Annotated in this window: 7 protein-coding genes; 4 read left to right on the top strand and 3 right to left on the bottom strand. The window is 44.0% G+C overall.

The features are described 5' to 3' along the window. Positions 1 to 20: 20 nt before the first annotated feature. The 3 genes from lysS to QXD64_03125 all read left to right on the top strand — a co-directional run bounded on the left by lysS (position 21) and on the right by QXD64_03125 (position 4,370). On the top strand, positions 21 to 1,520 hold the full coding sequence (gene lysS / locus QXD64_03135; GenBank protein ID MEM3396310.1) for a lysine--tRNA ligase: 1,500 nt from the start codon (positions 21 to 23) through the stop codon (positions 1,518 to 1,520). 5 nt (positions 1,521 to 1,525) lie between these two features. Continuing rightward, the gene (locus tag QXD64_03130; protein ID MEM3396309.1) at positions 1,526 to 2,968 is read left to right on the top strand and encodes a transglutaminase domain-containing protein; all 1,443 of its coding nucleotides are present in this window, start codon (positions 1,526 to 1,528) and stop codon (positions 2,966 to 2,968) included. A 127-nt stretch (positions 2,969 to 3,095) separates the two neighbouring features. Further along, the gene (locus tag QXD64_03125; protein ID MEM3396308.1) at positions 3,096 to 4,370 is read left to right on the top strand and encodes a cation:proton antiporter; all 1,275 of its coding nucleotides are present in this window, start codon (positions 3,096 to 3,098) and stop codon (positions 4,368 to 4,370) included. A 6-nt stretch (positions 4,371 to 4,376) separates the two neighbouring features. On the opposite strand, the gene QXD64_03120 is transcribed toward QXD64_03125, so the two are convergent. From QXD64_03120 to QXD64_03110, 3 genes are read right to left on the bottom strand one after another with little or no spacing between them, the layout of a single operon-like run. Further along, positions 4,377 to 8,501, bottom strand: a complete 4,125-nt coding sequence (locus QXD64_03120; protein MEM3396307.1) for a hypothetical protein — start codon at positions 8,499 to 8,501, stop codon at positions 4,377 to 4,379. Positions 8,502 to 8,515: 14 nt separating this feature from the next. Continuing rightward, the gene (locus tag QXD64_03115) at positions 8,516 to 9,037 is read right to left on the bottom strand and encodes a hypothetical protein (GenBank protein MEM3396306.1); all 522 of its coding nucleotides are present in this window, start codon (positions 9,035 to 9,037) and stop codon (positions 8,516 to 8,518) included. A gap of 4 nt (positions 9,038 to 9,041) precedes the next feature. After that, the gene (locus tag QXD64_03110) at positions 9,042 to 9,551 is read right to left on the bottom strand and encodes a hypothetical protein (GenBank protein MEM3396305.1); all 510 of its coding nucleotides are present in this window, start codon (positions 9,549 to 9,551) and stop codon (positions 9,042 to 9,044) included. A gap of 180 nt (positions 9,552 to 9,731) precedes the next feature. On the opposite strand from QXD64_03110, the gene QXD64_03105 reads away from it, so the two are divergent. Continuing rightward, positions 9,732 to 11,864 carry a clostripain-related cysteine peptidase gene (locus QXD64_03105; protein MEM3396304.1) on the top strand — a complete coding sequence of 711 codons (2,133 nt, stop codon included), beginning with the start codon at positions 9,732 to 9,734 and terminating at the stop codon, positions 11,862 to 11,864. Positions 11,865 to 11,941: the final 77 nt, after the last annotated feature.

Below are 11,941 nucleotides of genomic sequence, written 5' to 3'. Positions count from 1 at the left end.
GCGATGCTATATCCAAATTCATGAACCTTGAGGAGTTAAAAAAATTCTATGTGGATTTAAATCCCTTGATTCAGGCACGTCTGGAAAAGCGGGTGAAAATGGAAGGGCAGGGTCTCCTGCTCTACCCATACAAATTTGAGAAGACCACAAGTGCAAAGGAAATCCATGAACGATTTGCAAATCAGGGGCACGAGTTGAGTGAGGAGAAAGTCCAGATTGCTGGGCGATTGATACTTATAAGAGAGCATGGAAAGGCCTCTTTTGCACACATTAGGGACGAGACAGGTAGCATTCAGGTTTATGCCAAACTGGACAATCTCGGAGAAACAAAGTACGGGCTCTGGAAAGAACTGGATGTAGGGGACATCGTGGGAATCAAAGGCAGGGTTTTCAGAACGAAGAGAGGTGAGCTTACTGTGAGCATTGATGACTTTGAAATTCTCTGCAAGTCGCTCAGGCCTCTGCCAGAAAAATATCACGGAATAAAGGACATTGAACTCAGATACAGGAAGAGATATCTAGACCTGATAATGAACCCTGATGTTCAGAAAATTTTTGCGCTCAGAAGTAAGATTGTTTCAGAAGTTCGGCGGGGACTTGAGGCATTGGGCTTTCTCGAGGTTGAGACACCAGTTCTTCAATCCGTGGCATCAGGCGCTGCTGCAAGACCCTTCATAACTCATCATAACTACTTGGACCAGGACTTCTACCTCAGAATCGCCCATGAACTCCATCTCAAACGGTTGATTGTTGGGGGTTTTGAGAGGGTTTTTGAAATTGGTAAGGCGTTCAGAAATGAGGATGTGGATGCCCAGCATAACCCGGAATACACACTTCTGGAACTTTACTGGGCTTATGTTGACTATAATGACATAATGGAACTCACAGAGAATCTGGTGCATAGAGTGGCAATGAATGTACTCGGAAAAGAAGTAATTGAGTATCAGGGTAAGTCCATTGACTTGCGTCCCCCATGGAAACGGCTGAGTTTTCTTGATGCATTGAAAAATGAAGGAATTGAGATAGACATTGAGAAGGTGACGCAGGAAGAGGCTCTCCGAATCGGTGAGAGCGTGGGTGCCGAGATAAAACCAGATTATCCTGTGGGCAAGATTTTGATGAAGATATTTGAAAAGGTGTGCGAGGAAAAACTGGTGGGACCAGTACATATTTGCGACTACCCAATTGAGGTCTGTCCCTTAACCAAACCGCATCGTTCAAAACCAGGGCTTGCTGAAAGATTTGAAAGTTATATCGCCGGAATGGAAATTGCAAATGCCTACAGCGAATTGAACGACCCAGCATACCAACGCAAGATGTTCATGGCCCAGCTTGAGGAGCGAAAAAGAGGAGAAGCAGAGATCTATGACTACGACGAGGATTTCTGCGAAGCACTGGACTATGGTATGCCCCCAACTGGAGGACTGGGAATCGGAATTGACCGCCTTGTGATGATACTGACGAATGCACCATCAATAAAAGAAGTGATACTGTTTCCGACAGTAAGTGCCACAAAATGAGTAGTATGCTGGAAAAAATATTCTGCTGTCTTCTGTCTCTCCTATTCTGTTTGCCACATGCGGGTGCCTTCCAGATTTTCAATGATGTGCCTCCAGCTTTTACTGAGAGTGATTTAAGAGTGCCAGCCTATGTGGAACACAATTACACCCCTGAAACGCCACCACAACCGAGCCAGGATATTTTTCCAGTTTTGAACTGCAAACTCCAGCCATTGATAATTGGAGAGATTTATGCAGAGTTTGGAGGTACCGCTAGAATTTATCTGATAAACAACAATCGTACAGATTTTCAGAGACCAAGCAGTAACATGTACATTCTCAACATCTCAATTGTCTGGCATAACTCAATAAAAACCACACGGGCTGTTGGAAAGTATGCTGATACAGGTGAAAAGGTTGACCTCGGCATCTGGAATTTTGAGACGCCAAAGGAAGCGGGCAAATACCTGTACAACTTTGAAATCACGGTTTTCGCAATGGATTTCAACACCGGGCTCTGGGCTGGACCCAGAAACATTTCATTCAAGGAAAGCGAAATGGAGGTGACTGCGCTCGGTACACCTTACCAGAACATAATTGTCAATAATGAGAAGGAAATTTACAGTGAAATAAATTCCTTAGCCAGACCAACGGGACTAGTGGAAGCAAAGCTTAGGGAGATAAGGGCAAATACCACTGAGAACTACACCACACACCTCCTGCTTGGAATTTTCGAGTATGTCTGCGGAATTGAATATGCACAGGAACCAAATGGAAGCGATTACTGGCAGACCCCAGATGAAACAATAACAAGAAATTCTGGGGATTGCGAGGACTTTGCAATTTTGCTCTCCTCACTAGTAAGTGCAGCCGGTGGCACTGCCAGATTTTGCTACACCAACAACCATGCTTTTGCAGTCGTGTATATTGGTGAGCATTTCTCGGAAATTAAAAGAGCTGTAGATGGCTACTATTTTCATAAGATGAACATGGTTTTTGTGAAGGATAATTTTGGATACTGGGTTGTGGCAGATCCTGCGGGTGAACCCTATCTAGGAGGGCTGCCTGTGAGCGGGATTCCAACAGGAAGAAACGATGATCAAACATGGGAATGGCATCTAAACTCCACATACATGGGAATTATTGACATCACATTGAAGGATTACAAGACCCTTTCTTCCTATCTTATCTATATTTATATTCTTATAATTATAATTTTCACTTCTATTGCGGTAATCTTGCTCTATTTCTACTCCATACCCAGGTGCGCACTCTGTGGCAGGAGGATAAAAAAGCAGGAAATCGTTAGATGCCAGAATTGTGATACCCCTTACCATGTCTCCTGTTTTTCCACACTATATTTCTGTAAGTGTTGTAATGCTGGAACAGGGCTTTTAGAAGAGGGGCAGAACGAGAATAGTGGCAGCTCCACACAACAGTTCTCTATGGATGGACAGAAGCAAAGATGAGGATGAGGTTTTCAGATCTCATTCTGAAATTATTAAGCGAAACGAGTGTGTAAACTACAAATATTAGCACAATTTTTTTGCATATCACAAATTTTATATCTCATAATGCAATCCCCCTTCGAGCAACATGGATGTACCTACAGCCTTTGCATTGTTTGGTGCAATAATTGTTGTTGGATTCCTCGGTGCGATGCTATTCCAGCGTCTCAAAATCCCAGATGTTCTTATATTGATATTTCTCGGTATGCTCATCGGTCCTATCGCCTTACTTTTTGGTTGGCAATGGTTTTCTATTGAAACATTAAAGCCCTACACTCCATACTTTGCGTCTGTTGCATTGCTTGTGATTTTATTTGAGGGTGGACTGTATCTGAATTTTGATAAGGTGTTGCAGACAATTGGTTCCGCATCTATGTTCACAATTTCAATTTTTACTCTGAATATCTCTGTCTCTGCAATCCTTTTTATATTACTATTCAAAATGCCGCTCCTTCTTGGAGTTATGTTCGGGGCGATTTGTGGAGGCACTAGTGGAGCAATTGTTGTGCCTTTGGTGTCCCGCCTATCTGTAAAGGAAGAAACAAAAGTCATTCTCACGCTTGAAGCTGTGCTTACAGATGTGATCTGTGTTGTGGTCGTAATTGCAATTCTACAGTACCTGAGCATGGGAAATGTGGATACTGGTACATCTATTGCAAATGCGGCGAAACAGATTGCAGCTGCATTCTCTGTAGCAATAGTCATTGGACTTATTTTTGGGATATTCTGGCTCTGGTTCCTTAAAAAACTTGTTGGTAAGCCATATGCGTTCATGATGACGATTGCAGTGCTTTTCCTGCTTTATGCCTTCACCGAAACTGCAGGTGGAAACGGAGCAATGGCTGGTTTAATTTTTGGCATGGTTCTCGGGAATAAAGATGAGATAACTAGAATTTTCAAAATAAAGACGGAATTTGTGCTAGATGAACGCATAAAAGAGTTTGAAAGTGAGGTTAGCTTCTTTGTCCGCACATTCTTCTTTGTGTACCTGGGTTTAATGTTTTCATTCACAAGTTTAACATACTGGGTTCTGGGTACAATTTTAATTCTCATTGCGGCTTTCATGGGTGTAAGGCTGCTTGTCACCTGTGTGTTGGTCTCGTGGAGAAGTGGACTCTCCTCTGACTGGCAGATTATGGCAACGATGTTTCCAAGAGGGCTTGCAGCTGCAGTGCTTGCCACACTCCCACTATCCAGTGGTGTTGCAGGCACAGAAAACTTCGTAGGATTTGCATTTCTTGTAATCCTGTTTTCAAATATAATCCCGACTGCAGCAACCTTTGTATTTGAGAGAAAGAAGCTCAAGGAGAATTCTAAACAGAAACCAGAGCAAAAAATTCACTCTGCACAAAAAAATAGTTAAAAAAATTTAGGATGTTGTTTTTCCAGCCACAATCCAGTTGTCCGTGCCGACCACTTCAAACTCGATTCTCACAATGCCAGCATCTATCCCTGCACCCACTTTGCCCAGCAGCGAAGCATGCGCATTGATTGTGCTTTCAGTTCTTGCATCTCCTAGATAGTCATAGTCCCTCCAGTGGTTAATCACCTTCATTGCGTTGCCAACATTGGTTGGATAGGAAGAATATATCGCCGTGGGAATTTCCACATTTCCGATGTTATAAACCACCTGGCGAATGTGGTTGATCATGGAAACAAGGTATGCCTTTATGTAATCCTTTGTCCAGCTTGCACCTGGGAAGTCAGCCACAACATACTCCTGTCTGTAGGTCTTGCCTCCGAGGGTGTATTCAAAGAAAATTCCGAAGCCCTGTCTGCTGGCTAAGTCGTTCACACACTTTGAATAAACATCACCAAGTGAGTACTTCAGGAATACGCACAGGTCCTCCATGTTTGCCTTGAAATACTGCATGTTGTTTGTGAAAGCATTCGCAACATTGGATGGCATTGAGGAAGTGCCAATAACTATCGCTCCCACTTTCAGCTGAATTGTCTGATGGAGATAGGGCACATAGATTCCGTTCAGCGTTCCACTCCATTCTGCAATTGTGGGCTTTCCGCTTGGTACCTCAATCTGGCTTGTGAATTTTTTGTTGAAATAGGTGTTGTGGGCTGTTAAACTGTATTTTCCAAATGTGCCTGATTTGGGCTCACTTGTGTCGTTGAAATCAAAGTCGGCAGTGGTGTATTTCAACTCGTTCTTCAAATTCGCATAGTCAATTTTTGTAGCAAAGTACTTGCTCTTGTAATCCAGCACTTTAGAACCGCTCTTGAATGTGGCATCAAACCCATAGAACTTGATGTTGTAGGTGCTCACCCTTCCAGCAGAGTAAACTGCATTGAAGCGTTGGTCAAGCTGTGAAAGATACCCAGAATTTGCTGCGTCTCGCAGTAAGATTGAGTTTGTCTTCAGCACATCCGAAATTATCTTTGAAAGATGGACTTCCTGCTCAACCCCTTCATCTAGATAGTTCATTAGCAGAAGGTTCATTCGCATGTCTCTGTCCATTACCCAGTCCGCTGCATCCTTCATCCCTTCGATTAACTCCACAAACGGCTTGCTTATGAACCAGGGGTCGAACGAATCATCCTTGGGTGGGATCCCAAAGTAGCCCCTCGTCATTGGGTAGTCAATGTCATATGCAAGCCATCTAGATTCAAGGTTCCAGCCAGAGTAAACCACAACAGGGAAACTCATATCAATGGTAACTGTGTTGTTGTAGATTGTTTGTACATGTGAGGAGCCCTTCAGCAAGGAGTATCTTAGCGCATTCACTGTGATTCTTACACTCCCTGTAATTGTGACATCCCATTGGGTTGTGAAGGGTGCATCACCCATGTTGTGTTCAACATCCTGAGCATCTACATAGTGTACTCCCTTGCTTGGAATTGTAATCTGGACATTTATGCCAGAGCCGGGCGAGAGCACAGCTGGTGTCTGCTTCACTCTTAGTTCTTCGTGGAGAATGCTTCCGTTCTGGGCTGCAGTAGTCAGATTGTTCTCCCAGAAATCATAGACCATTCTGTAGTTTGTTTGTTCAAACAGCACAATGTTGCTTAAATCAGCATTGTCCCTTATGTGGTTCAGCGTGGTCTGCATTATGTTTTCCACCCAGCCCCCTTGCTTCATCAGCGCAACCACGAGACAGGTGTTGGAGCTCGAAGTCCCAATAAATTTAGTACCAATATATTCTCTTATAAACCGATAGTAATTTTCTTGGTATGCATGCATGTCTGTCACTTCGTCCATGTGCTCCTTCATATCTCTGGTTACATCCATAAGGAGTCCATTCCTCCCCACTGTGTCTTCAACTGCCTCTCTGATGTCTGCCATGATATGGTCCCATATGTTCTGATCAGTCCATTCTGCATTCACCTGGGCAAGAATAATCATTTTTGGAATGCTGCAGCATGGTGGCGTGCCATCCCATGCTTCATCATGCCAGGACATGCGCCTTGGGTCTGCATAACTGATACACACACGCATGAAGGCATCTCTCAACAAGTCATTCTTGAATTTGAACGCACCATTAGGATTGTACCAATCACTTCTCTGGACAGACGGTGGGAATCCTCTAGTTGGGAACGGGTCAAAGTCCTTCAGAGCACTCATCACAAGGTTCACAACCATCTCATACCAGAGGTCCACTGTTTCCTGTGTGATAGCATAGAGGTAGCCAGTCTTCGGATTGGTCTGTTCTCTATGGTAGGCACCGTACCTCCACCAGTTGTCCCTCACACTAAAAGAACTTGAGTAGGATGCCATGTCATTTATGCCTTGTTTAATCGCACCAGTATTAATAAGATAATCCGACTGGTTGAGCAAGATTGTGGTTTTGTCGCTTGGATCCACCTGTAAATTGGTATTTTCCAGATTGTGACGTTTTGAAATGTCATAGGCCATGTAGTCCATGAAGCCCTTGTTGTTCCTATCATCCACGCTTGATGAGAGTTTTTTCATTGTTCTATTCAGTGCCTCGAGAATGTCATACAGCGTGTCATAGTAGGGAGTGCCACTCCTCGCATGTTTTTTGATTAAGGACTCCTTAACAAGGTAGTATTTGTAAAGGCGATTACCGATTCCGCTGAAATCATCCCAGGTTTCCACTTTGTAGGGCTGAGCATCCAAGTTAGGTGCTCCTGACTCACCGAGAATCAAGTCCCTCGTATCTGGCACACCATACGCATGCACATACCATGTTCCGCCTGGAAACACCGTGTAGGTGCCTGAAACAAGCATCCTGTGAATTGGACAATATGCCCAGTAAAAACCAGACATCTCGTTTATGTAAGCAGAACTCTGGTAGTCCCCGATACTCTCCGCAAGTCCGAGCCATGACCTGAATTTACCGAGCCAGATTTTGAGCATTGCCTTTGCCCATGCCTCTCCCTTTCCCTTTGCTTCATTCCAGTCACGGAACGGTTCTTTCAAAATCGGGTCTGCAAAATAGTCAGTGCTCGGGTCCCAGAAGATTGTAAGCAATTCAAATGCAAATCTATCTGCGAAAGAATAGATACTCTGGGCCAAAATCTTGCCTGTGTCTATCTTCGTGTCCTTGATGTTTTTATACAACGCCCAGATGTCCGCTGCATCAACTGTGCCATTTTTTACCCAGGAATCAAATAAAGCACTAACGCCTAGCTGGGCTGCAGCATCTCGGTCATAGTCCCTGAAGTATCTGGCAGAGAGCAAGAGCATTGCTACATTCACTGCAATTTTTGCATCGTCTTGTGTAAGCACCTGCTCCTTCGGATAATTGTAGATTCCATAGCCACCACCAGCATAGCCAAGCAGCACTCTGTACTGGGCTATTGTGGTTAAAATGAATTTTGTAAGTCTGCCCAATTCTCCAAAGTCACCAAAAGAAGTCCTTGATAGATAGTCATAGGCGTTTCGCATCATTGGTAGAGCAGAGTATAGATTCTTGTCAAACTCCATTGTTTTCGTGAAAATGTAGTTGGCACGCACATCCTTCATCTCAAGCGTCACATTACCTGCCACTCTTGGATACGCTGTTTTCTTTGTCTGGCTCAACATCGTGTTCACTGTCATGTCAATTTCATTGCTGCTTGGAGAGGCATAGAGAAGAAACTCTGGTCTGCTCTGATTTGATATGTCTACTGAATCATTCACATTGAAAATGTCCATTATGAAATAGACATGCTGTTCTGTCACATTTATCCAGTAATTGTCCATGCGTTTTGGCTTGTAGTAGGTGTTCACATAACTTGTGAAATTGTCCTGCAGGCGTTTGTTTATCTGGTCCAATGGTGGGTTGTGCTGGTTATTCATGTCCGCAATCACTCGCATCAGAATGTAGTAGGCAACGGTCTCAAGTTCTTCACCACATGCCCTTGCCACTGCATTTGTATCTGCCTGGTAATGTTCTATTGCGTGCTCGGAACGCTCTTTATCTATCTCAGCAATGTAAAGTGTGCTCACGGTTGCGAGAGAAAGAATCACTATCGCTACAAGTGCAAACGGCACTCTTCCACGCTCATTTTTTCTCATCTTTCTTATTTCTTTTTTCATTTTTTCTCACCCCCTTAACGGAGCCAGATTGCAAGTGTCACCTTCATCACATTCGTGGGCTCGTAGGGCATTTTAAAGTATTCTGTTGCAGTGTACTTAATCTGTGGGCTTGCACCATAATCAGAAACCCAGATATTCACATTTTTGTAAGAGGCAGAAAGATTGTAATGATACTCTGGCATCACCACGGTTCTGACTGTTGCGTTAATCTTCGCTTCTATGCCCTGAACAATACTGTTCACATCTGCCACGCCCTTATCTCGCAGGTAAAGGTCTTCAAACAGAAGCTCGAGGACACTCTGGTCTTCAAGCAGAATTGTAGCTCCGGAGGCAGTGTATGTGGCTTTATCTATCGTCACTCGCAGAATGTTCTCCAGAGTTTCTGCAACCACCACAATCTTCTCATCGTCCTTGACCGTATTTTCGTAAATTTTTACTGTTGAGAAGCTCAAGATTAAGCCAGCAAGAATAAGCAAAGGAATGAAAAAAACCATGTCGAACAAGCTGCTCTGGCCTTTTCTATTCATCCGTCCCATTTTCTCACCTCCAGATTGTTACTGTCAGCTTGCCCTCGTGTATCTCCTCTTCATTCACAAAAATTGCAATTCCGCTTGAAATCACATAAACTCCATACTGGAGTGAGGCCGTGTTTGGTATGTTCCCTGTCTTCACAGTGCGATTGTACTTCCAGTAGTAGGGGCTTGTGTCTGTGATGTTTATCTCAAAATCAAAGTCGGGCTGGAAAGCCCTTGTGAGATTGTCCAATGTGTAAGTTGCCACCTTTCTGCAATCAAACAGTCCTTCCATGTTATTGTAAGTGAGGTTCTCCCATGCCCTGATGTCCCGGAGAAACTTGTTGCATTTTGCTTGGTAATCCACCCTTACATAATTTGCTTGGTAATTTGCGTAGGCAACAGTCGCTGCAAGGAAAAACAAGGTGATGGCTGTAATTGCAATTATAACTGTGGGAATTTCCTCATAAAAATCCGCAGCCCCATTTTTTGAAATATAGAACCTTCTGTTCCTTTTATTTGCGAGATTGCGGTGCATAGTACCTCCTCTGTTACTATATCGCGTTCGCTATATATAAATATGCTGTGGTAGTGTGTGGGTATTCTGTCATTTGAAAGATAAATGATTACCTACATGGTACAGTTATGGTCTCTACCTGGTTAAATATAAATACTTTCACCCCCATTTATTAACTGTATTTACAGGAGGTGCGTAAAAATGAATAACAATACCAGGATGATAATTGGAATTGGGCTGCTTTTTGCTTTGATAGCAAGCGCTATCTCTGTCACTATCCCAGGAATGAGTACATCCTCTAACCCTGTTTTAGTTGAACCTCAGGTAAAAGTCGCAGACCATCTTAACAATCCAGTTATCCCAACTACATACATGGAAGAGAACGAAGTGGAGGAAGTTTTTGAGGGATATTATGCGGAGCCAGTGGTGTATGCTCAACCTGAAATATCAATTGATACAGGCTACCCTGATGTTAGTGGAGTAGGCGGTGCAGCAGACATAATTGTGAAAAGCATGTCAATTTCCCCAACAGCACCAACTGCCTACCAGTCCATCACGATTACTGCGACCCTAACCAACTATGGAGAAGTGGCTGCCTCTGGCTTTTCTGTGGAGTTCAAGAGCCAGTATGGAAATGCAAACATCTCACTTGGAACAGTGTGGATAGATGTACTTGAGCCAGAAACATCTACAACTGTTTACAAAACCACAAATAAGCTCGGACCGGGCTATCACACCGTGATGGTAGTGGCAGATTCAACAAATAGCGTGCCAGAGAGCAATGAGAAAAACAACATAAAATCGGCGGTGCAATGGTTTACAGCCCCCGACCTTGTAGTTGAGAAAACCTGGATCGTGGACACATATGGAAGCACAACAACCACAATAACTTCAGGTCAGCCGTTCAAGGTATATACCACGGTAAAGAATGCTGGAGATGCGAATGCCGCCGGTACTTTTTACACGAAAATCTTTGTTGACGGAAAACTCTATGGTACCAAGACAACCTCAGGGCTTGGCGTAGGGACCTCCTTCTCCTTCTCAAGCTCAACTGTCTATGTGTCAGAACCAGGTTCTCACACGGTCAGAGTTGTAATCGACACAACCTACGTTGTGAGCGAGGCAAACAAAGCCACAGGAACTTACATTGGGACTGGAGAAAGCAACAACGACCCGACAATCTCGTTCCAGGTTGTCAAAGCAAAGTGGACAGTTCTGTTCTACTACGATGGCGACAATAACCTTGACCAGTACATGGTGGAGGACTTTATGGATGTGGCGAGTGTGGGCTCCACAAGAGATGTTAGCATTGTAGTCCAGATTGACCATGCCAGTAGCGGCGCATACAGATACTTTGTTACGAAAGGCATGTCTCCAACTTCCCAGAATGCACTCATGAGTTTGGGAGAGGTAAACATGGGTGATAGAGATACATGGATTGGCTTCCTGATATGGGGTGCCCAGCGATTCCAGGGTGAACACTACCTTGTGAACCCTGAGAACCATGGGGGCTCGTGGCTTGGCTGTTGCTGGGATGACACGAATGGCGGTGACAATCTCGACCTTATAGAAATCGCTAACGGTGTTGAAGCTCTCAAACAGTTCAGTGGGCACAATGTGGATGTGCTTTACTTTGATGACTGCCTGATGGGTGCTATTGAAGTCCTAGCACAGGTTTATCCATATGTGGACTATGTTGTAGCAAGCGAGACAGTGGGTTGGACATCCTCCTTCCCGCAGAACAGGATTGTCGGGGCAATTGTAGGCAATCCCGGCATCTCGGGTGCAGCTTTGGCGACAACAATAATCAATGTTGCAACTCCAGTTGATGATGCAAGCTATACCACCCAAGCAATTGCAGCATACAGTGCTAGTGCAGTACCAGGGCTTGTCAGTGCAGTGGATAGTTTCGCAAGTGCATTAATTAGTGAGTTATCAAAGGATAAAGAAAACATAACCAAAGCAAGGAATGCTTGTGGTGTAATCTTTGATTCAACTGGCTACAATACAGTTGACCTTTATCAATTCGCAGAAAACATCCAGAAATACGCAAATTCCAGCAGTTTGAAGAGCGCAGCCGCTAATGTGATGAGCCAGGTTTCCTCAACTGTTATGGTCTACAGAGCCACCCCCAGCGTTAGCTTCTGTAAGGGAATTAGCATCTACTTCCCAAGCGGCTGTGCAAGCTGTGTTAGCGGATATGCTTCTTCGGGTGTCTTCACAGAACAAACGCAGTGGGATGAATTCCTTCAAGCATACAACTCAAAACTGACACCCTCTGAGGCACCAGAGATTGTGATGGCAGTAGACTGCAGCAGAAAACTTTTTCTTTAAATTTTTTTGATTTTTTAAATTCAGTTTTTTAAAAGAGAATTTTAACTGAAGTTAGCGACGGGGAAATGATTTATACT

The organism is Thermoplasmata archaeon, from assembly GCA_038874435.1.
In the GTDB taxonomy this organism is placed as follows: domain Archaea; phylum Thermoplasmatota; class Thermoplasmata; order Lutacidiplasmatales; family SKW197; genus SKW197.
Note: the sequence above shows the minus strand (reverse complement) of the source record. Positions and strands in the feature narration are given on the sequence as shown.